The sequence below is a fragment of the Paenibacillus sp. DS2015 genome, assembly GCF_050433705.1.
GTDB lineage: Bacteria > Bacillota > Bacilli > Paenibacillales > Paenibacillaceae > Paenibacillus_AQ.
Genome location: NZ_JBNPWS010000037.1, coordinates 25501 through 48574 on the forward strand (window position 1 = coordinate 25501; position 23074 = coordinate 48574).

The following is a 23074-nucleotide window of genomic DNA, read 5'->3' on the forward strand; positions in this document are numbered from 1 at the left end:
ACTACGGATCTAGTTCTAGACTGCTCCGTGATTCGGAGGGGGGTCATTAATCCATCCACCACTGCTTAAGATTGGACCACCACGAGCGATCTTCTGGAATGAGCTTCTCCTTGGCAGGTTGCTGTTCATTGCCATGGAGCGTGCAGTACGCTGTTGGTTCCGTTCCGGAAACAAATACCTGCAATATTTTCTCAGGACAATCTGCTGTAGCAAGTAGCCCTGATTCGGGGTTGATGTAGGCGCTAACGACTTGACTTGGAATGGGAAAAATCTTGGGTGGGACGTTCTCTAGTGCTTTCTCCGTAAATTGAGCAAAAATAGGTGCAGCCCGTCGCCCATCACTATCCTCAATATCACGGCCCTTATCGTAGCCTACCCATACAGCTGTTGCCAGTTCTGGTGTGAAACCTACGAGCCAAGCATCTGTATTTGTCGTGCCTGTCTTGCCTGCCACAGGACGTTTGATAAGGGAAGATACGCGGTTACCTGTTCCGCCATTCGCAAACACGCTTTCCATTAGATGTGTCAATACATAGGTAGCAGCAGGGTCCACTACGGCTTTACCTTGAACGGCTTCTGCCTCATATATCAATTCTCCTGTGGAATCCGTCACCTTGAGCACAGCTACAGGAGCCATACGCATACCGCCATTACTAATGACACCAAAAGCAGATGCCATCTCAAGTGGACTGACGGGAGAGGTACCCAATGCCAGTGAAGGCACTGCTTGAAGCGGGCTATCAATACCCATTTTATGCGCTAAATCTATGACCTGTTCTGGTCCTACCGTCATCATCGTATTGACTGCATAAATATTGTCCGAGGCGGCGATAGCTTGCTGCATATTTATCTCACCAAGATATTTCTCACCGAAGTTACTTGGCTGATATGTTTTGCGATTATTATCGTAGTGGAACAAGGTAGGCTCACTCTTGAATGTAGTGAGCACAGACATTTTTTTCAAAGTTAAGGCTGTCAGGTACATGATAGGCTTGAACGCTGACCCAGGTTGTCGCGTTGTGGCTAGTGTATGATTATAAGGATTGGTCTGATAATTTGTACCGCCCACCATGGCTTTTATATATCCGGTTCGAGGATCTATAGAGATCAGAGCTGTCTCCAATTCACTGTCTGGGTCCATGCCAGAAGCTACGGCCTCTTCCGCGGCTTGCTGAGCATGAGTATCTAACGTTGTGTAGATGTTCAATCCACCATGATCGAGTTGTTCTTCACTGATTCCTAGTTCGTTTATAGCTAAATTCCGTACATAATCACGAAAATAGGGTGCCGTCACGATAGTCTTGTGTTCTCCTTGAGGTTTGATGACTAATTTTTGGCGTGTTGCTTGATTTGATTCTTGCTTTGTAATGCTCTTAGTCTCGACCATGGTGGATAGTACAATACGCTGTCTTTTGATAGCACTATCCATATGATTGTATGGGGAGTAATAAGTAGGTCCCTTAGGGATTCCCGCTAGTAGGGTGCTCTCTGCAAGGTCCAAGTCCTTAGCGGATTTTCCGAAATACATGCGGGAAGCCGCTTCAATACCGTAGGCACCATGACCGTAATAAATTTCGTTAAGATACATTTGTAGAATTTCATCTTTACTGTATTTCATCTCCAGTTGCGCCGTATACATGGCTTCTTTTATTTTACGTGACCATGTTTTTTCGTGGCTTAAATATAAATTCCGGGCTAACTGTTGTGTGAGTGTACTCGCTCCCTGAGAACGATTCATTTTCTGAAGGTTGACTAGAATAGCTCGGCCCATTCCTTCGACATCAAATCCTAAATGGTCATAAAATTTCCGATCCTCCACGGCAAGAGTGGCATCTATTAGAAATGGAGAAATCTCATCTAAAGTCACAGGTTCATAGCTACGCCCACTTGTGGAGAAGGTGGCCATAATGGTACCTTGGCTGTCTAGTATTCGAGAATTACGATCCGTATCAGCTACAGGCAGATTCGTGTTATATAAATAACCAAGGGAAATAGCGCCAACTAGAAGAACAAGGACAGTCATGCCGAACAATAACTTAATCATCATCATGAATTTTCTTTTGCGCTTAGGTTGCTTAGGAGATTGTTGCGACATGACACGTGTGCTCCCTTTCATTTCCTTTTCTTTTCATTATGGGATGAGTTTGGCGTAGATATTCATTTTACCTACGATATGATTTTCTTATCGGCAACGATATGTCGAAAAATGGTTGCATTTTTACCTTAATTTAATATAATCATCTTTGTTTGGTACAATAGACAGAAGTGTGATGGCTGACATGAAATATAAAACGAAGGTAGGTAGATACGATGGAATTATGGTTCACAGAGAAACAAACTCCTGTATTCGGAATAACAGCAAAAATTAAGCAAACTTACGTGACAGAGAAAACAGAATTTCAAGATTTAGCGATGGTTGAAACAGAAGAATTCGGAAACATGCTTGTTCTGGATGGCATGGTTATGACAACGGAGAAAGATGAATTTGTATATCATGAAATGGTAGCTCATCCTGCATTGAATACACATCCTAATCCTAAGCATGTGCTAGTTGTCGGCGGTGGAGATGGTGGCGTTATTCGTGAAGTCATCAAACACCCAGGAGTAGAGAAAGCCGTACTGGTCGAAATCGATGGTAAAGTTATTGAATACTCTAAGAAATATTTGCCTTCTATTGCAGGTGCACTTGAAGATCCTCGTGTTGAGGTATTGGTAAATGACGGATATATGCACATCATCAATCAAAAGAACGCATATGACGTTATTATGGTGGATTCAACAGAACCTGTAGGTCCTGCTGCGCCGTTGTTTGAACGTGGATTCTATCAAGGTATCTTTGAAGCGTTGAAAGAAGATGGAATCTTCGTTGCTCAAACGGACAATCCTTGGTTCAAAGCAGATCTCATTCAACAAGTAAATCGTGATGTGAAAGAAATCTTCCCTATCGTTCGTGTGTATGCTGCGAATATTCCGACTTACCCAAGTGGACTCTGGACATTTACAATGGGTAGTAAAGTATATGATCCTCTCGAAGTAGACGAAGCATCTATTCCTGAGTTAGATACAAAGTATTACACGTCACGTCTGCATAAAGCAGCCTTTGTGTTGCCGAAATTCGTGGAAGATCTTACGAAATAGGAGGCTATGAACAGAAGATGAAATTGGATCAAGCATACTCAGGGAACGTATTTATTTGTAGTTCAGAAGATTATGAAGGTTCCAAGGCTGTCATTTATGGTATGCCTATGGATTACACCGTTAGCTTTCGCCCGGGTTCCCGTTTTGGCCCGTCACATATTCGCCAAGCCTCAGTAGGTCTTGAAGAATATAGCCCTTATCTGGATAAAAGTATTGAGGATATCACCTACTTCGACGCGGGTGATTTGTTAATGCCTTTCGGTAATGCAGGACGGAGCTTGGATGTCATTAGTGAATATGTTGGGAAGTTATTGGCTGACGATAAATTTCCAATTGGTCTTGGTGGAGAACATCTCGTGTCTTGGCCTGTTATTCAGCAGGTATACGCCAAGTATCCAGATCTGATCCTAATTCATATTGATGCACATGCTGACCTAAGAGAGCATTATGAAGGTGAACCCCTTTCACACTCTACACCTGTACGTAAAGCAGCAGCGCTCATGGGAGGAAGTAATATTTATCAGTTCGGTATTCGCTCTGGTTCAAGAGAGGAATTTCAATTCGGATTCCAGAATATTAACTTCCATCCCTATGAAGTAGCAGCGCCTCTGAAGGAAGCTCTACCTAAAATGGGGAATCGCCCCGTTTATGTTACGATTGATATTGACGTGTTGGATCCTTCGGCAGCGCCGGGTACGGGTACGGCAGAAGCTGGTGGCATTACTTCTAAGGAATTGTTGGAGGCTGTGCACCTTATATCTAATTCTGAAGTGAATGTTGTGGGCTGTGACTTAGTTGAAGTAGCGCCCATCTATGATCCTACAGAACAAACACAGATTGTAGCAGCTAAATTAATTCGTGAGATGTTACTTGGCTTCGTGAAATAATTTCATCCATAAAATAACACCTTCAAAACAATAGTTTAGGAAGCCTTGTGCTCCAGAATATTGTTTTTGATAGGTGTTTTTCTATACATACAGGACGTAGTAGGAAGATATAGACGTGAAACTTTGTTCCTGCGACGTAGTGTTAGTAATCCCAAATAAGGGTAATGTAATAATACAAGGAGGGACGACTATGTTCATTACATTTATTAAACGTTCTGCGCTATTGTGGATCGCTATAGCTTTAGTGTTTCCAGGAGTTTATTTGGTTTCCTCCTCCAAGGCAACAGCAGCAACAGCACCTTGTGGAAGTGGGGATCATGGTCTTCTAGGTGATTTACAGAAGCAGCATGCTGGTGAAAGTGAGAACCCTCTTCAGTTTGCGGACATTCAATTCTTAAATGAGAATACAGGGCGAGCTGCTGGTAATGGTTTTATGATTGGAACATCAGATGCAGGGTGTCATTGGCAGGAGTTAAATTCAGGAGAGTGGGATTTTACTCAAATCGATTTCCCGAATAACAAAGACGGATGGGCGCTCGCATCTATGCCTACAAAGCAGACGAAGGTTCTAATCCAAACTTCGGATGGAGGATCTCATTGGAGCAAAGTTTCTACAGGGAGTGTGAGTTTCGCTCGCATGGATCGTATCAGTGAAACCGTAGGGTTCGGATACACCCGAACGTCTGCGTACAAGACTTTAGATGCAGGGAGTCGCTTTGTTAAGATTTCTACGCCAGCCAATAGTCGGTATATGTCTTTTAATGATGTGAATCATGGATGGGCGCTCGTAGTGATCCCGGGTGGCGGCTATAAGGTAATGAAGACCATAGACGGCGGTAAGAATTGGTCTAACAAGCTAAATGTAGCTGCTGAAAGTAACACTGGGGGAGAGATTTATAGTAATGGCAAGCAAGTGTGGGCGTTGTTGTACGGTGAATACGGGATGTCACAGGTGTCCTATTCTCTTTATAGCAGTATAGACGGTGGTGGACATTGGAATCACGTGATCAGTCAGTCTACAGCGGGTGGAGGTCCGGCACCTGGTGGTGGGAAGGCTGTTGTAGACAAAGGTCCAGCACAGTCTGGCGGACATCCTAGTAATATGCAGTTAATTGATGGAAATACAGCATTCTTAGGTGCCGGTTCACCAGCGGGAGAAGTTGTATCCGTAGGACGCACGTATGATGGAGGTAAGACATGGAGGAATATGACCCCATCCATTAGTGGATACGATGCTCGGATTTCCTTTACAGATCGTAAGCGGGGTTGGATGACAGCAACAGGCGATACCAAGTCAGCTATCTACATGACCCGTGATGGTGGATTAAGCTGGAACCGTAAATTCACTTTACAATAAGCGATTACTTAGTATCATTAGTTAAGGTAGCATAGACGGATGGCTATTCGAAGCCGAGTAGGTATCTGTCTATTTTTTAATCGTTTAGAGTATATACTTTTTCTTATATTTTCACTGGTGAATGAGTGCAGTTGCATGGGGACAACGAAGTCGTTTGTTCTTACATAACCATAATCCATCCATTATTTTATTTGAATTGAATGAGGGAACTGGATATAGTAGTACAATAGAATGTATAGATTGGAGATTGTTTCACGTATGCCAGATATGATGAAGGCCGTAATACAGCTACGTAGTCACCATGAAGGAGAAGAAGTGGTGCAGGATATGTTGGCTGAGGTATTTGCCAAAGACTCGGTGCTGTATGTAAAGTACGAGGAACTCGAGGCAGGTCCACGGGGTGGCTCCATAAGAACAACAATTAAGATTACACCTGATGTAGTGAAAATCATCCGACATGGTGAAGTAGAGTCAGAGCAGTCCTATCAACTTGATACGACGTTGCCTGGCTTTTATCGCTCTCCGTATACCACTTTTAACCTCTCTACGTACACGCATGAGATGAAAATGGATATTCAAGGAGGGATAGGGCATGTAAGTTGGTCATATGATTTATATGTCTATGATGATTTATCTGGAGTCTTTACCATTAGTTTATATATACAGGAGGAACCGAAATTATGATACAGAACCCATTAGAACAGATTAACCAGTTGGTATCAGAGGTTATTGTTGATGCTATTATTCAAGCTGGGATAGTGACAAAAGAAGAGATTCCTGCAATTACCCTTGAAGTACCCAAAGATAAGGTCCATGGCGATTTAGCTAGTAACGTTGCCATGCAATTGACTAAAATTGCGAAGAAGAATCCACGTCAGATTGCAGAAGAAATCATACAACACTTGGATCTTAATAAAGCTTTTATAGAGAAGGCAGAAATTGCGGGTCCGGGATTTATTAACTTTACTTTGATGAAAAAGTACTTATATCCTGTCATTCAACAGGTCCAGGAGCATGGCGATGATTATGGACGGATCAACGTGGGTCAAGGTAAGAGAGTTCAAGTGGAGTTCGTAAGCGCTAACCCCACAGGAAGTCTACACCTTGGACATGCTCGTGGCGCAGCAGTAGGAGATGCACTCTGTAACTTGCTTGATATGGCCGGATACCAAGTTACTCGCGAATATTATATTAATGATGCAGGTAATCAGGTTGTTAATCTGTGCAAATCAATAGAAGTTCGTTATATGCAGGAGCTGGGACAGAATGTTGAGATGCCTGAGGATGGCTATCATGGAGAAGATATCAAAGGATTCGCTAAAGATTTAGTTGAACAAAAAGGTGATTCTCTGCTCTCGATGGAGCCAGAAGAGAGAGTCGCATTCTTCCGTGTATATGGGCTTGAGAAGGAATTGGATAAAATAAAGCGGGACCTTTCACGATTTAGAGTACATTTTGACGAATGGTTTAGCGAAACTTCTTTGTATGAGAACGGACAGGTCGTTGCCTCTCTGGATGAATTGAAGACAAGGGGAGAAGTCTACGATCAAGATGAAGCTACGTGGCTACGTACATCTCAGTATGGAGATGACAAGGACCGCGTATTGGTGAAGAATGACGGAACCTATACTTATTTAATGCCAGATATCGCCTATCATCGTAATAAGTACAGTCGTGGCTTTGATCAGATGATCAATATATTGGGTGCCGACCATCATGGGTATATCCCCCGCCTGAAAGCGGCTATGGAAGCACTCGGGAATGATCCAGATAAATTAACCGTATTGATCGCACAGATGGTTAGCTTATTTCAAGATGGCCAAAAAGTAAAAATGTCTAAACGTACAGGAAAAGCGGTTACGATGGTAGATCTGATGGATGAAGTAGGTATTGATGCGATTCGTTACTTCTTTACGATGCGGAGTATGGATTCTCATTTAGACTTCGACATGGATTTAGCTATTTCAACATCTAACGAGAACCCTGTATTCTATGTACAATACGCACACGCGCGGATTTGTAGCATATTCCGTCAGGCAGAAGAACAGAACATTAAGTTATTGCCACTCTCTGAAATCGATCTAAGTACGTTAACAGCTGAGCGTGAATACGACCTTCTTCGCAAAATAGGTGAACTACCAGAGGAGATTGCTACAGCGGTACTTCACTATGCGCCACACCGGATGGTACGCTATGTATACGATCTGTCTTCCATGTTCCACAGTTACTATAAGGCAGAGCGAGTGATTACTGAAGATCCTGCACAGACGCAAGCTCGGTTAGTATTACTTAACACAGTGCGTACGGTGATCCGTAATGTATTAAGAATCATTGGCGTGAATTCACCAGAGAAAATGTAACTGTAATTGTGCCAGTCTGTATCTATTAATTATTATGATGAAACCGCCCTTTCCACTTCAGGAGGGACGGTTTTTTTGTGGTTTTAGGCTGGCTGTTATTGGTTCCGAGGCACCGGCGTTAGCTTTCATACCTTCTTTTAGCAAGCGGGGTGCATTCACTTCGCCACAGTCTCGATCTAGTCGTTGTCCCTTTCTAACCCGGAGGGGGGTGGCTGTACGGCGTAACAATGTCTTGAGTTCACTAGGATGTAAATTTCGATTTTGTGATAGTAATAGCGCAATGGCTCCGCTAACGTGTGAAGTTGCCATCGAGGTGCCGCTCATTTCATGATATTTACCTCGAATCCAAGAGGATATAATTTTGTCACCAGGTGCATAGATATCAATATATTGTCCACGATTACTGAAACTGGCAATTCGGCGATTATGATCCGTTGCTCCAACAGAAATGGTCTGTGAATAACGAGCGGGGTAATCAATACTCCGTCGTTTACTGTCATTTCCTGATGAAGCAATAATTGAAATACCCGCATGGTATGCTTTATTAACAATTTCTTGTAGGGCTCTACTACGTGTCTTCATTCCAAAACTCATATTAATGATATCGACATGATTCCTCACACACCAATCAATACCGAGAATAATGTCGGATACGTAGGCTGAGCCGTTGTGATCAAAAGCCTTGACTGGATAAATAGTAGCTCGAGGAGCTACGCCGATCATACCGACCGTACTATTAGCTGCAGCTATGGTACCTGCGATATGAGTGCCGTGTCCATTGTCATCTAAGGGCATCATATTCCGATTAAGTAAATTGATACCTCTGGCAAGGGAATGGCGTAGATCAGGGTGATAATAATCAGCGCCCGTATCTATGACACCGATTTTGATATTGTATCCTGTAGATGTTGACCATACCTTGGGCGCTTGGATTTGTTTGACTCCATAAGGAATGCCGGGACTGCTCTCAAGGGTACTTGGTAGCGCATGAACCTTTAGCTGGATATCATCTTCAACGAGCAGTGTATCTTTGTATTTGTTTATCAACTCACTTTGAGACGGTAGAGGAGCGATGATAGCTTTAATTAATTGAGACGACTGCACGTTCGGAATCGTAATACCACTTGACTTAAGTGCATGTAATTCCCGTTGGTAAGCATTAAATAGTTGAGGATTATGAAAGGTAAGGATACGCCTTTCTAATGCCGAGGCGGGATGTTCAGACTCTTCAAGTAGCATTTGAATAAAACCGGTGTAGTCCATATTGGGCAGCCCCCCTCTTGATGAACCATGCTAATACTGAGATATTGTATGAAGGGGTAACCATGTATGAGTGGGAACTTGCCTTTTTTTTACTAAATAGGCGCTGGGTTGTTGTCAAAGTGAAGCCGCGTACATAATATATGAAGAGACCGGATGGCTCTTACTACAACTCTCTAAGGAAGACTTCCTTAGGGAGATGGATACAGTCAGAAGACAGGATTTTTGCCTGTCTTTTTTTTATTTTTTTATAAAATATCAGTTTTGGGATTAAAACTTGCATTTTAATCCCAAATAGGTTTTACTTATCTGAGTTAAGGGATATATTGATCTAAAATGCGTGTTAAATCGAACATTGCATGAGAGGAAGTGTTCATAAGTGAGTACCCCAATCCAACTAAAAATTGATCCAGAAAGAATTAAGGAAATGCCGATGGTTGATCTGGCTTTTGCCATCCTAAAGACGGTTAATACGCCTTACTATTATCTAGATTTGATGGCAGAGGTAGCCAAACAGCGTGGTTTAACCGAGAAACAAATGAATGATACCATTGCACAGTTATATACGGAGATTAACATCGATGGCCGGTTCGCCTGCGTCGGAACCAATCTCTGGGGTTTGAAACGTTGGTATCCTGCTGATCGGTCTGAAGATCCAATTGCTAACGCCAAGCGTCCACGTATCATTAATGATGATGACGACGACTTGGAAGATGATGACTTCACGGACGAAGAGACTTACAGTGGTGATGACAGTGAGGATTTCGACAGAATTGATGAAGACCATGACGACATTTATAGTGATGACGACAGCGAGGAAGAGGCTGAAGAAGAAGTTATCTTAGAAGATGCCGATTTAGATGAAGATGACGACGATTCGTCAGACGAAGATGAGGAATCGGATGAAGAATTCGATGAATCAGGTAAGAGTAAGGACTAGAAGGCTCCAACAAAGTTGCAGGCAAATTATCTAGAGATATGTTTAGCTAGTTCCTGACTTGACAGAGTACAAGGCACGGAGTAAACTATTGCATGGGCTTATGATTGAACGAAGAATATTTATTGAAATGATAAAAAGTGCCCCCGTACTACGGGTGTCACTTTTTTGTTTTTTTAGATAAAGATTGAGTGCCACGGCATTGCAGTTGGAGTGGCATATCGGATTTGCATGTTACTGTAAGTAATTGGTTTCTGAGGCTGAGAAAAGATCATAGATTGCATGAATTTCGGGACTATAATTAGGAGGGTTTTTACAGTGACAAAGTACATTTTTGTAACCGGCGGTGTTGTATCTTCTCTTGGTAAAGGGATTACCGCCGCTTCTCTTGGCAGGTTGCTCAAGAATAGAGGATTAAAGGTAACAATTCAGAAATTTGACCCTTATTTGAATGTGGATCCAGGAACCATGAGTCCATATCAGCACGGCGAAGTTTTTGTAACGGACGATGGCGCTGAGACAGATCTTGATTTAGGTCACTACGAACGGTTTATTGATATTAATTTATCCAAGAATAGCAACGTAACAACAGGTAAAGTATATTCCTCAGTTATCAGCAAAGAACGTCGTGGCGACTATCTAGGCGGTACAGTTCAAGTTATTCCACATATCACCAACGAAATTAAAGAACGTGTATTCCGTGCAGGTCGTGAAGCGGGATCTGATGTTGTTATTACGGAGATCGGTGGTACGGTTGGAGATATCGAAAGCTTGCCATTCCTTGAAGCTATTCGTCAAATCAAGAGTGAAATTGGCCGTGAGAACGTGATGTATATTCATGTTACGTTAATCCCTTATCTCCAAGCTGCTGGTGAAGTGAAAACAAAACCAACACAGCATAGTGTTAAGGAACTACGGAGTATTGGTATTCAGCCTAATGTCATTGTTTGTCGTACTGAATATGAGCTTTCAGCAGACATGAAGGCCAAAATTGCCCTATTCTGTGATATTGATCTGGATGCAGTTGTGGAATGTCGCGATGCAGCTACGCTTTATGAAGTTCCACTTAATCTTCGTGACGAAGGGCTAGACGAAATTGTAGTGAACCATTTGAAGCTAACTACGCCTAAACCTGACATGACAGAGTGGGAAAGTCTTGTAGATCGAATTAAGAAACTTGAGAAAACAGTGGAAATCGCCATTGTTGGTAAATATGTTGCCCTTCATGATGCTTATCTTAGTGTTGTAGAATCCCTTTCTCATGCAGGCTTCGATGCTAATGTTGAAGTGAAGATTCGTTGGGTTAATGCAGAAGAGATTACGAGTGACAACGTAAAGGACATGCTTCATGGTGTAGGTGGTATTCTTGTACCAGGTGGATTTGGAGATCGTGGTATAGAAGGTAAAATCACAGCTATTCGTTATGCTCGTGAAAATAACGTGCCTTTCTTCGGTATTTGTCTGGGTATGCAAGTATCTGTTATTGAATTTGCTCGTTCCCTTGTAGGTCTTAAGGGAGCTAACAGCTCGGAGATCAACCCAGCAACAGAGTATCCTGTTATTGATCTATTGCCAGAACAAAAGGATATCGAAGATCTAGGTGGCACGATGCGTCTTGGATTATATCCTTGTAAACTGCACCCGGAATCTCTAGCTATGTCATGTTATAATGATGAATTGGTGTATGAAAGACACCGTCATCGCTATGAATTTAATAATGAGTATCGTGAAGTTATCGAACAAGCAGGCTTAAAAATCTCTGGGACCTCTCCTGATGGTCGTCTAGTTGAGATTGTGGAGCTTCCAGGGCATCCATGGTTCTTATCTGTACAGTTCCATCCGGAGTTCATCTCTCGTCCGAACCGTCCACAGCCTTTGTTCCGTGAATTTGTAAAGGCTTCTGTGAAACATCAAGGATAATATTTAATAAATAGAAGTAAGGTCTCCGGTTAAGGAGGCCTTTTTTTGTTAACATAGTCTGAATTTAGCAGGAATTAGATATTATAAAGCGAATACATAAATTGGTTAACTTGATATAAATCAAGAAATGTTTGTAATAAGTTTAATGGCGGGATGATTCTTAGGGGGGTGAAACGATTGGATAAGAAAAAAGTTTTGATCGTTGATGATCAAAATGGTATACGCATTCTATTAATGGAAGTCTTTAGTAGCGAAGGTTACGATATGTTTCAGGCTGCAAACGGCAGATTGGCTTTAGAAGTAGTACAGAATAATTCTCCCGATCTAGTTTTACTTGATATGAAAATTCCAGGTATGGATGGCCTTGAGATTCTTAAACATATTAAAGAAATTAATGCAGAGATTAAAGTTATTATGATGACTGCATATGGTGAGCTTGACATGATCAAAGAGGCGACCGAACTAGGTGCGCTTATGCACTTCACGAAACCTTTTGATATTGATGAGATGAGAGTAGCGGTAAATACCCAATTAAGGAATAATACAGTATAGAAGTACCAACAATAAATAATTCATAAATATTGTGCTGAGGTTCATGATCGAAAGGTCAGAATTAAGCTGTGTTATCTGACACAGCTATTCTCCTACAAGATAATATATATTATCTAAGTGGCATCTAACTCTAAGTTAGGACCATAAGAAACGCAGGACTGAGACTTATCCAATATGGACAAGCTGCAGTTCTAGTTTTACGTAGATGCATGTTTAGTTTTCAGGACATGATGTGGTATAATGAAAATTGTGTGAGATGTCGGATTTGGTTTGCAGAAAAATAACAACATTTCTTAGGAGGATTGAAACCATGCCATTAGTATCTATGAAAGACATGTTAAACAAAGCACTTGAAGGTAAATATGCAGTGGGTCAATATAACATCAATAACTTGGAGTGGACACAAGCGATTCTAGGTGCCGCAGAACAAGAGAAGTCACCAGTAATCCTTGGGGTATCTGAAGGAGCAGCACGCCATATGGGCGGGTTCTACACTGTTGTGAAGATGGTTGAAGGTCTATTGCATGATATGAAAATTACAGTTCCTGTTGCTATTCATCTTGACCATGGTTCCAGTTTTGATAAATGTAAAGAAGCAATCGATGCAGGATTTACATCCGTTATGATCGACGGTTCCCATCATCCAATTGATGAGAATATTGAAATGACTAAGAAAGTCGTTGAATATGCTCATGCTAAAGGCGTTTCCGTTGAAGCTGAAGTAGGGACTGTTGGCGGACAAGAAGACGACGTTATCGGTGGAATTATGTATGCTGATTTGGAAGAGTGTGTACGTATCGTTAAAGAAACAGGCATCGATACGCTAGCTCCTGCACTTGGTTCCGTTCATGGACCTTACCTTGGTGAGCCTAACCTAGGATTCAAAGAAATGGAAGAAATTCGTGACGCTACGAATATCCCAATGGTTCTTCATGGCGGTACAGGTATTCCAACAAGTGATATCAATAAAGCAATCTCATTAGGTACTTCCAAAATCAATGTAAATACTGAGAATCAAATCGTATTTGCAAAAGCTGTTCGTGAAGTGCTTGCTGCGAAACCAGATGCATATGATCCACGTACGTTCATCGTACCAGGCCGTGACGCGATCAAAGAAACCGTTATTGGTAAAATCCGTGAATTCGGTTCTAACAACAAAGCGTAAATACTTTCTATAATGCACTTAAGTAAGATCTTATTCTAAGTGAGTTTGGACGTATTACTTAGGGTATTAAGTTAAACAGTTTGTTATGGAGAGTGCACCGCTTAGCCGGTGTCTTTCCATTTTTATTATAAACCCAACAGCATGTATTGTTATTTAATTTGCTGCAAAATACTTAGGGGGACCCTTGATCTTATGGAAAAATTGATGATCACTGGCGGACGACCGCTACATGGCACGGTATCCATCAGCGGTGCTAAAAATAGCGCCATTGCCTTGATTCCTGCGGCTATATTGGCAGAATCGGAAGTTATTCTGGATAATTTACCGCTCTTGAGTGATGTAGCTGTGTATGCCGAAATACTAGAGGAGCTTGGTGCTAGTGTTTCATGGGAAGGTAGCCAGATGAGAATTGACCCTTCCTCTATCAAATCAATCCCCATGCCAAATGGTCCTGTTAAGAAGCTAAGGGCTTCTTACTACATGATGGGTGCCATGCTTGGCAGATTCAATGAAGCAGTGATTGGCCTACCGGGAGGCTGTAATTTTGAACCCCGACCTATCGATCAGCACATTAAAGGCTTTGAAGCGCTAGGCGCAACAGTAACGAATGAACATGGTTCTATTCACTTACACGCTAAAGAACTACGGGGAGCTAAAATATACTTAGATGTATCTAGCGTAGGGGCAACCATTAATATAATGCTAGCTGCCGCCCGTGCCATAGGTTCCACTACCATCGAAAATGCGGCCAAAGAGCCTGAGATCATAGATGTAGCAACACTCCTTAATTCCATGGGAGCCGTAATCAAAGGCGCCGGTACGGAAACCATTCGTATCGAGGGTGTCTCTGAACTTCATGGCTGCCGCCACTCCATTATTCCCGATCGTATTCAAGCAGGTACGTATATGATTGCAGCTGCTGCTACCCGTGGTGATGTGATCATTGACAATGTTATCCCCAAACACATGGAAGCTATGACAGCTAAATTGCTCGAAATGGGCGTTCATATTGAAGAGCTTGATGAAGGCATTCGTGTTATTGGACGTGACAAATATGAGCATGTAGATGTAAAAGCGTTGATTTACCCAGGATTCCCTACCGATTTACAATCTCCAATGACGAGTCTGCTGACACAGGCTGAGGGGGTTAGTGTGCTTAGTGATTTTGTATATAGTAATCGATTTAAGCATGTCCCCGAATTGATACGGATGGGGGCTAAAATTCGTGTAGAAGGACGATCTGCGATTATTGAGAAAAGTAAGCTCAATGCCGCTAAAGTAAAAGCTACGGATCTGCGTGCAGGAGCAGCGCTTGTCATTGCTGCACTTACAGTTGAAGAAGGAATTACTGAAGTTTCTGGCGTAGAATACATTGATCGTGGGTATGACCATTTGGTTACTAATCTTCGCCGTTTAGGGGCAGATGTGTGGCGTGAGACTGAATAAAGTCACAACCTTATGCTGAGGGAAATGCAATCCTCCAATCATTTATTCTATTGATCTTGGATAAATTTGCATATTTCCTTCTGAATAGGGTAATGCTATCCTAATAAGGATTTTTCATAGACTAATAGATTATGACATATGATATATGGACTTATAAAATTGAATAGGTGGTTATTACATGGATCTACAAATTTCCGACTTGGAAGAAATGAAGCTGACTGATCTGTATAAGCTTGCGAAGCAATACCAGATCCCGTACTATGGTCAACTGAAGAAAAGAGAATTAATTTTTGCTATTCTGCGAGCACAAGCAGAGCAGAGCGGATTGATGTTCATGGAAGGTGTGCTAGAAATACTTTCTGAAGGTTATGGTTTTTTAAGACCCATTAACTACTTACCGAGCACACAAGATATTTATATCTCGGCCTCGCAAATTCGTAAATTTGATTTAAGGACTGGAGATCTAGTATCTGGTAAATGTAGGACTCCGAAAGAAAATGAACGGTACTTTGGATTACTTCAGGTTAATGCCGTCAACGGAGAAAGTCCTCAGACTGCAGCGGAAAGGTTGCATTTTCCAGCGCTAACTCCTCTTTACCCACAAAAGAAACTTATACTCGAGACATCCCCTAACCATTTGTCCGCACGTATTATGGATTTACTCGCACCTGTAGGTTTGGGACAACGTGGATTAATCGTAGCACCTCCAAAAGCCGGAAAAACGCTCCTCCTAAAAGAAATTGCCAATAGCATCTCTACCAATAATCCTGAAATCACACTGTTTGTACTCCTGATCGATGAACGACCTGAGGAAGTAACCGATATGCAACGGTCTGTAAAAGGTGAAGTTGTTGCTTCTACATTCGATGAATTGCCAGAGAATCATATTAAAGTGGCAGAGTTGGTACTAGAACGTGCATTAAGATTGGTTGAACATAAAAAAGATGTGGTTATCCTAATGGATAGCATTACTCGTCTTGCTCGTGCATACAACCTCGTAATTCCACCTTCAGGACGTACGCTTAGTGGTGGTATTGATCCAGCGGCATTTCATCGTCCTAAACGGTTCTTCGGTGCTGCGCGTAATGTGGAAGAAGGCGGTAGCTTAACCATACTCGCAACTGCGCTGGTAGATACAGGATCACGCATGGATGATATCATTTATGAAGAGTTTAAAGGTACGGGGAATATGGAACTGCATCTGGACCGCAAGTTGGCTGAACGTCGTATATTCCCTGCGATTGATATTCGTCGCTCGGGAACTCGTCGTGAGGAAGTGTTGTTGACTAAGGAAGAACTGGATACGATCTGGGCAATCCGTAAAAATATGAATGATTCTGCAGAATTTGTAGATGGATTCCTGAAGAAACTACGTAATAGTAAGACTAATGAGGAATTTATTGCCTCCTTCGACGTACCTGCCAAATCAGGAAATAATAATAGTGGCAACAACGGAAGCAGTCAAAGCAGTAACCAAAGCAGTAACCAAAGCACGACTCGCAGACCAACCCGTTCATCGACTGCTTCTGCAACGACATCCTAAGAAGAAATTATTGAATGTCCTATTGGGACAAATATAGCTTATTGATAAAGAGGGGAACACCATGTACCTGGTATACGCAGATGAACAAGGAAATGTATTTGATCACCCCTCCCACTACGGGCTTGCCCGTAGTGGGGATATGATTGTTGAATTACTCGATGACGAGCTCATTCCATTACCAGAAGGCGCTACTTTGGTAGGATTACCGAGTACGCGAGCCATTGGTATGGACCCTGATACAGGGGAGATGATGTCATTGCCGAATAATGCCCAAGCGGTGGGTGCGCTTCTTCCACAAGGATATACAAGATTGGGTCTTCCGGGTTATGTGAAGACAGACAAGGCCTATAAGTTACCCTTGTTTGGCTATTCGGCTGTAGTATGGAAGGAAAATCAGTTCTATGTAGCGGCTGAACTAACAGATGATCCGGAGAAGTGGAATCCGATTAATTGTGATCCAGAAGAGCTGGCTGTCGGCGTAAAACGGTTGACTGAGAAATATCCTGATAATAGACTTTATACCCATTTAACGAATTGCGCATTAGGATATGAATGTCTTACTTCCTCAAATACATTTTTGAATCGGTGGGAGGGTGGCGTTCCTGTCTCACATTCTTGTAATGCGGGTTGCTTCGGTTGTATTTCTGAACAGCCGGATGACAGTGGCTTTGTATCACCGCAGACCCGTATGGACTTCCGTCCAAGAGTAGATGAACTGGTTGAGGTGATGTTAGAGCATCTGACAACACCGGAATCCATCATTAGTTTTGGGCAAGGCTGTGAAGGGGAACCATCTACGCAGGCTAAGATTATTATAGATGCCATTCGTGAAGTTAGGTCCATCACGGATATGGGATATATTAATATCAATACAAATGCCGGATTAAATGACCATATGCGTGGAATTGTGGATGCCGGATTAGATTTAATGCGCGTTAGTACAATTAGTGCATTAGATACTCATTACGATGCATACTACAAGCCTAGAGGATATAATCTTGTGAACGTTGAGAAATCTCTGCGTTACGCTACAGATCAAGGCGTATATACCTCCATTAACTATTTGATTTTTCCAGGCGTGACCGATCGCGAGGAAGAAATTGAAGCCATGGTAGAATTCTGTAGAAGAACGGGACTTAAGCTAATTCAAATGCGGAATCTTAATATTGACCCCGAGAGTTATTTGGAACTCATTCCTCCTGCTCAAGGTGAAATATTGGGAATGAAGCAGATGCTTGAAATATTCCGGGCAGAACTGCCGGAAGTTGTCATTGGTTCTTTTACACATGTGCCCCCAGCGGATATGGTTCGTAAGAAGAAGATTATTACCATATAAACGATAACTCATTATGATTGCTTATTGACAATCATCCTGCTATAATCGAAGTATATGTCCAATTACTCTGTGTACACATGAGACACAGGGCGGAAAGAGGTGAAAGTCATGCAAGAATCAATCCAACCGAAATATCACGTGACTACTGTAAGCTGTGCTTGTGGCAATACATTTGAAACAGGTTCTGTTAAAGAAAATCTACGTGTAGAAGTTTGCTCCAACTGTCATCCGTTCTATACAGGAAAACAAAAATTCCTGGATGCTGGTGGTCGTGTTGATAAATTTAAGAAAAAATACGGAGTTTAATCCGATTATTAGCTGCTTTGCGGCTTAAGGTTAAATCGTCGTGCAGTCCCCTACTCTTTAGAGAGATAGGGGATTTTTTCTTTAACCTTGACCTAACAGGTTAGTAATTGTTGAAAATTATAGATTGTTTGGCATGTTTTTTTTTCAAACCAAACTTGCTATAACTGAGTGTGTGGAGAACAATGGGAGTTGATTTTTGCTCTGCTGTGCGATATACTTATTCTCGCCGTGCTAGACGGGGAGGTAGCGGTGCCCTGTAACTCGCAATCCGCTGTAGCGAGGTTGAATTCCTGTTAGAGGTTTTGTCGATGTGAGGTCTTGGTCCCTGTGTGCTATGTTGACGGTTGGGTCCTTCGCAATGAGTGCTTGTGAACCTGGTCAGGTCCGGAAGGAAGCAGCCATAAGCAAAACACTCCTGTGCCGAAGGGAAGCCTAGCCCGAGTAGCTACGCAGGTTTACCGCTCGGATCGCAATTATCAATAACAGGTGCACGGTACTTATTTATAACTTAGAATGTTCTATTTGCATCTTTGTCCTTATGGCAAAGGTGCTTTTGCTTTTTAAGAGGCAGAGGATAGAAGGTGTAGTAGTCATATGCTATCTTATAGTCCATCCTGTAAACGTACAGAAAATAAAGGATACTTAATTGTATTTTCTTTTTTTTATTTAGGATATAGGTGAATTGAAGTTTTGCTAAACAGTGGAATATAGTATAATGATGAGGCGACGACATGTCATGAAGTGGAAGTTGAAAGAGGGTAACGCAAAGTGGAACATATAGCGCTGTACCGTGCATGGCGACCGCAGTCTTTTCAAGACGTAGTGGGACAACGGCATATCATTCAAACGCTGCAGAACGCGATACGTGAACAGCGGGTTTCTCATGCCTACCTGTTCAGTGGTCCACGTGGAACCGGGAAGACGAGTGCTGCGAAGATTTTAGCAAAAGCCGTAAACTGTGAGCGGGGACCGGCTACGGAACCTTGTAATGAATGTGAGTCTTGTCGCCGTATAACGGCAGGATCTGTCATGGATGTGCAAGAAATTGATGCCGCGTCTAACCGCGGTGTAGAAGAAATTCGTGATTTGCGTGAGAAAGTTAAATATGCACCCACGGAAGTCAGACAAAAGGTTTATATTATCGATGAAGTGCATATGCTGACCACAGAAGCATTCAATGCCTTACTGAAGACGTTAGAGGAACCGCCTTCTCATGTTATGTTTATTCTTGCGACGACTGAACCTCATAAGCTGCCAGCTACCATTATTTCACGTTGTCAGCGTTTTGATTTTCGAAGAGTGTCGTTGGATGAGCAGACTGAGCGACTGCGTCATATTTGCGATAAAGAAGGCATTAAAGCAGATGATGATGCACTTCAATATATCGCTAGGCTTTCCGATGGCGGAATGCGGGATGCGCTCAGTGTATTGGACCAGATTTCATCCTTCACGGGCGATGATGTAACGTATCAACAGGTACTAAATATGACCGGAGGAATTGCTTCCGAACAGTTCGGAAGCCTAGCACAGGGTCTGCTTAATGAAGATATAGGCTTAGTGCTACAAATGGTGGAAGATTTCATGCAGGAAGGTAAAAGTGCAGATAAATGCGTGGAGAACCTACTGTATTATTTCCGAGATCTACTATTAATTAAAATGGTCCCCCACGCGGACAAGCTGACGGACAGGGTATTGAATCCGGAAGAATATAAGGAAATGGCAGATGCATTTTCGCGTGAACAGTTATTTCAAATGATTGATATTCTGAATCACTATCAAAGTGAGATGAAATATGCTTCACAGCCGCAGACGTTATTTGAAGTAGCTCTGCTTAAGCTTTGTAATATACCGCAAGGTAATATTCAGCATGAACAGTCTCATCATACCAGTGCTACCCGTGTTCCTTCTCAAGCCGCCTTGCCTGCTGATTCAGGAGAACTCAATCTTTTGAGACAGCAAGTGGCAACTCTGGAGAAGAAACTTGAGAAATTTATCAAGGCAGGTGGAACCGGAACGAGTACTCGTGATTCCGGAGGAAGCTCTAGATCTTCTGGAGGTGGGATGCCAGCACCACGTGCATCTTCTGTAGCTAAGCTACCTCCTCAGTTAAATGAATATTTACTCCAGAGGAATAGTGAGTCGTTTGCAACGATTCAAAAACAATGGGGTCCTGTTCTTCAAGGGGTTAAAGAAGAGAAGGTTACTGTTCATGCTTGGTTTATGGATGGGGAGCCTGCTTCTGTACTAGATGATTCTATTCTGGTAGCCTTTAAGAATAATATTCACAGAGAGACTACCGAGAAGCCTGCGAATAAGCAGGTCATAGAGCATGTTCTGGAAGCGAAGCTTGGTAAAGCTTATCATTTGGTGACGATTATGCAGCGAGATTGGATGACTGCTCTCGAAGGGTCAACACAACAGGCCAAGGAAGAATTGAAGCTGGAGCATGAACATGAGGACGGTAGTCCCAAATCAGAGCCATGGATTGATGAGGCGCTTCAACTTTTTGGTGAAGACCTCGTAGTTATAAAAGAATAGAAATCACGTATAGCATTTGAACAACCGCTATAGGTGAGTCTACAAAGGAGAGATAACGAATGAATAATATGAACCAAATGATGAAGCAAGTGAAGAAAATGCAAGAGCAAATGTTGAAGGCACAAGAAGAGTTAGTGACTAAGACGGTAGAAGGAAGCTCTGGTGGTGGCGTGGTAACTGCAGAAGTAAATGGACACAAAAAATTGTTATCCATTACAATTAAGCCGGAAGCGGTTGATCCGGAAGATGTAGAAATGCTGCAGGATCTGGTGATGACAGCGGTAAATGACGCCCTGACTAAAGCAGATGAGCTTGCCAACGATGACATGGGTAAATTCACAGGTGGAATGAAAATCCCAGGCCTGTTCTAATCTCACAGCAGAAGGAGCTCTTCAGTATTGTATTATCCCGAACCCATTGCAAAGCTGATTGAATCATTTACACGGCTACCGGGTATTGGTCCGAAGACAGCTAGTCGTCTAGCTTTTCATGTTCTTACGATGAAGGAAGACAATGTTATTGACTTTGCTAAAGCACTCGTTAGTGTTAAGCGCAATCTTCATTACTGTTCTGTCTGTTGTAATATTACCGATACCGACCCTTGTCGGATGTGTCAGGATAAGACGCGGGATCCGTCCGTGATTTGTATTGTTCAAGACCCCAAGGATCTTGTAGCCATGGAACGTACCAAAGAGTTTAATGGATATTACCATGTTCTTCAGGGTGCAATCTCTCCTATGGAGGGTATTGGTCCTGATGATATACGGTTAAAGGAATTATTGAATAGACTTAGTGATGAACGTGTTAAGGAGCTTATTCTGGCGACTAATGCTAATATCGAAGGAGAAGCAACGGCGATGTATATTTCCAGGCTGATTCGACCTTTTGATATAATAGTGACCCGTATTGCCCATGGGCTACCTGTAGGTGGCGATTTGGAATATGCGGATGAAGTTACCTTATCCAAGGCGCTAGAAGGAAGGCGCGAGCTGCGCTGATGCTATACAACTAAATAAGCTGTTTGAGAGAGGGGTCCCTAGGTAGGGGCCCCGTTTTTTTGTGGGAAAGTAGAAGTATGTCATTTCCATTTCATTAATTTGAGGAAGAGAGGTCCTTGTTCCTTGGGGGACGTCGAAGTTTATATTTCATATTAAGCCAGGGTACATGTGATGAAAGATGTGTACCATCATATTTATTCGATTTGATAGTTCTAAGTTTGTCCTTTTCTCGATATGTATAAAAGTGGAAGCGAGAGATGAGGGAGGAATTATTAATGGGATGGCTGTCAAGAACATGGAGTAGTTGGTTTAAAAGTGAGACCATAAAAGATGAGCAAGAAAAAAGAGCTGTGTATTCAGAGGTCCTACGATCACGAGCAAGATGGGAGGAGGCGATGATGTATTTTGAGGAGGCATCAGGTACGGATGAGGTTGATTATGCTATTCATATGCTTGAAGCCGCAGAGATCAAATACCAAATGTATTTGAAGCAAGCGAAGAAAATAGGGTTGGATCGTTCCCAAATTTACGATGCCAGAGAGTCGGCCGTTTAACAAGGAGGATGGAAGATGAAACTGATTATGATGAGTGTGTTCGTTATATCCATAGTGCTCTTATTATTTATCGTGTTTAAGAAGAAGTTAGGATTTAAATGGTTGAGTATACTGGGAATACATATGGTTCTTGCGGCAGTAGGAATATACGGAGTTAATTTTTCAGGTATCATTCCCAATATCTATATCCCATTAAATCCTGTAACAATAGGAACGGTAGTGTTATTGGGGTTGCCCGGGGTAGCACTATTGGCCGGTTTAAAGATGACTCTTTAAAAGAGTAGTTCAAAAATGTATCTAAGGTATCTATGGATCAAGAAGTAGTGCGAGAGCAATCTACGGTACCGAGAGAATGACACGAGAGAGTGATATCCCCTGAAAGTCCGATTCTAATAGGTATGCCTGCACTCTGATATTCACTCTTCGATCTTGAACTTACCTTCCCAGTGCTGAATAGCCGAGTTTTTATAGACATACTATATAGGAGATAAGATAATTTTAATATTGTTATTGACGGTATTCGTGTTGATGTGTTACATTATTAATCGCCCCTTTGAAAAGGCGTCCAAGCTTACCGAAAGGTAATCAGAAATTAAAAAATGTTTTTGAAAAAAATGCTTGACGAATGAATGGGTCGCATGATAAGATATAGTAGTTGTCGCCGAGAACAACTGATGACAATGAAAGAGTAATTGATCTTTGAAAACTGAACAACGAGTGAGTAAAGATTTCACGAAAGTGAGATCAAAACAAATGAGAAATCATTTGGTAGAGAAT

General features: G+C 42.2%; 20 protein-coding genes and 1 other RNA gene. 19 read left to right on the plus strand and 2 right to left on the minus strand.

Annotation, left to right across the window (positions count from 1 at the left end):
* Nucleotides 1–46: 46 nt before the first annotated feature.
* Nucleotides 47–2095: a transglycosylase domain-containing protein gene (locus J2T13_RS22760; protein WP_429374658.1), complete on the minus strand. Its 2049-nt coding sequence runs from the start codon at nt 2093–2095 to the stop codon at nt 47–49.
* A 215-nt stretch (nt 2096–2310) separates the two neighbouring features.
* Here J2T13_RS22760 and speE point away from each other — a divergent pair, with 215 nt between their 5' ends.
* The 5 genes from speE to argS all read left to right on the plus strand — a co-directional run bounded on the left by speE (nt 2311) and on the right by argS (nt 7742).
* Nucleotides 2311–3138: a polyamine aminopropyltransferase gene (gene speE, locus J2T13_RS22765; RefSeq protein ID WP_429374660.1), complete on the plus strand. Its 828-nt coding sequence runs from the start codon at nt 2311–2313 to the stop codon at nt 3136–3138.
* Between the two features lie 17 nt (nt 3139–3155).
* Nucleotides 3156–4025: an agmatinase gene (gene speB, locus J2T13_RS22770; protein WP_429374662.1), complete on the plus strand. Its 870-nt coding sequence runs from the start codon at nt 3156–3158 to the stop codon at nt 4023–4025.
* 190 nt (nt 4026–4215) lie between these two features.
* Nucleotides 4216–5382: a WD40/YVTN/BNR-like repeat-containing protein gene (locus tag J2T13_RS22775; RefSeq protein ID WP_429374663.1), complete on the plus strand. Its 1167-nt coding sequence runs from the start codon at nt 4216–4218 to the stop codon at nt 5380–5382.
* Nucleotides 5383–5640: 258 nt separating this feature from the next.
* Nucleotides 5641–6066 carry a DUF1934 domain-containing protein gene (locus tag J2T13_RS22780; RefSeq protein WP_429374665.1) on the plus strand — a complete coding sequence of 142 codons (426 nt, stop codon included), beginning with the start codon at nt 5641–5643 and terminating at the stop codon, nt 6064–6066.
* A complete protein-coding gene (gene argS, locus J2T13_RS22785; RefSeq protein WP_429374667.1) occupies nt 6063–7742 on the plus strand; it encodes an arginine--tRNA ligase in 1680 nt (559 codons plus the stop codon). Before J2T13_RS22780 ends, argS begins: the two co-directional genes overlap by 4 nt.
* A 57-nt stretch (nt 7743–7799) precedes the next feature.
* On the opposite strand, the gene J2T13_RS22790 is transcribed toward argS, so the two are convergent.
* Entirely contained in the window at nt 7800–9005 is a 1206-nt protein-coding gene (locus J2T13_RS22790; RefSeq protein WP_429374669.1) for a S8 family peptidase, read from the minus strand.
* A gap of 376 nt (nt 9006–9381) precedes the next feature.
* Here J2T13_RS22790 and rpoE point away from each other — a divergent pair, with 376 nt between their 5' ends.
* From rpoE to J2T13_RS22860, 14 genes are all read left to right on the plus strand, one after another.
* Complete coding sequence (rpoE, locus tag J2T13_RS22795) at nt 9382–9942, plus strand: DNA-directed RNA polymerase subunit delta (RefSeq protein WP_429374671.1); 561 nt, start codon at nt 9382–9384, stop codon at nt 9940–9942.
* Nucleotides 9943–10257: 315 nt separating this feature from the next.
* A complete protein-coding gene (locus J2T13_RS22800) occupies nt 10258–11859 on the plus strand; it encodes a CTP synthase (RefSeq protein WP_429374672.1) in 1602 nt (533 codons plus the stop codon).
* Nucleotides 11860–12036: 177 nt separating this feature from the next.
* Complete coding sequence (locus J2T13_RS22805; RefSeq protein WP_429374674.1) at nt 12037–12411, plus strand: response regulator; 375 nt, start codon at nt 12037–12039, stop codon at nt 12409–12411.
* Nucleotides 12412–12721: 310 nt separating this feature from the next.
* Nucleotides 12722–13576 carry a class II fructose-1,6-bisphosphate aldolase gene (gene fba, locus J2T13_RS22810; protein ID WP_429374676.1) on the plus strand — a complete coding sequence of 285 codons (855 nt, stop codon included), beginning with the start codon at nt 12722–12724 and terminating at the stop codon, nt 13574–13576.
* A 192-nt stretch (nt 13577–13768) separates the two neighbouring features.
* Nucleotides 13769–15022, plus strand: a complete 1254-nt coding sequence (locus J2T13_RS22815; protein ID WP_429374678.1) for a UDP-N-acetylglucosamine 1-carboxyvinyltransferase — start codon at nt 13769–13771, stop codon at nt 15020–15022.
* A 178-nt stretch (nt 15023–15200) separates the two neighbouring features.
* A complete protein-coding gene (gene rho / locus J2T13_RS22820; protein ID WP_429374679.1) occupies nt 15201–16565 on the plus strand; it encodes a transcription termination factor Rho in 1365 nt (454 codons plus the stop codon).
* Between the two features lie 61 nt (nt 16566–16626).
* Nucleotides 16627–17901 (plus strand): radical SAM protein, encoded by a 1275-nt coding sequence (locus J2T13_RS22825; protein ID WP_429374681.1) that lies wholly within the window; start codon nt 16627–16629, stop codon nt 17899–17901.
* A gap of 108 nt (nt 17902–18009) precedes the next feature.
* Entirely contained in the window at nt 18010–18207 is a 198-nt protein-coding gene (gene rpmE / locus J2T13_RS22830) for a 50S ribosomal protein L31 (protein WP_044879259.1), read from the plus strand.
* 226 nt (nt 18208–18433) lie between these two features.
* Nucleotides 18434–18701: signal recognition particle sRNA large type (gene ffs, locus J2T13_RS22835), an RNA gene on the plus strand.
* A 274-nt stretch (nt 18702–18975) separates the two neighbouring features.
* Nucleotides 18976–20745 (plus strand): DNA polymerase III subunit gamma/tau, encoded by a 1770-nt coding sequence (gene dnaX / locus J2T13_RS22840; RefSeq protein ID WP_429374683.1) that lies wholly within the window; start codon nt 18976–18978, stop codon nt 20743–20745.
* A 59-nt stretch (nt 20746–20804) separates the two neighbouring features.
* Nucleotides 20805–21116 (plus strand): YbaB/EbfC family nucleoid-associated protein, encoded by a 312-nt coding sequence (locus J2T13_RS22845; RefSeq protein ID WP_429374685.1) that lies wholly within the window; start codon nt 20805–20807, stop codon nt 21114–21116.
* Between the two features lie 27 nt (nt 21117–21143).
* Nucleotides 21144–21743 carry a recombination mediator RecR gene (recR, locus tag J2T13_RS22850; protein ID WP_429374687.1) on the plus strand — a complete coding sequence of 200 codons (600 nt, stop codon included), beginning with the start codon at nt 21144–21146 and terminating at the stop codon, nt 21741–21743.
* Between the two features lie 275 nt (nt 21744–22018).
* Nucleotides 22019–22297, plus strand: a complete 279-nt coding sequence (locus J2T13_RS22855) for a hypothetical protein (protein WP_429374688.1) — start codon at nt 22019–22021, stop codon at nt 22295–22297.
* 15 nt (nt 22298–22312) lie between these two features.
* A complete protein-coding gene (locus tag J2T13_RS22860) occupies nt 22313–22573 on the plus strand; it encodes a pro-sigmaK processing inhibitor BofA family protein (protein ID WP_429374690.1) in 261 nt (86 codons plus the stop codon).
* The last annotated feature ends 501 nt before the right edge of the window (nt 22574–23074 follow it).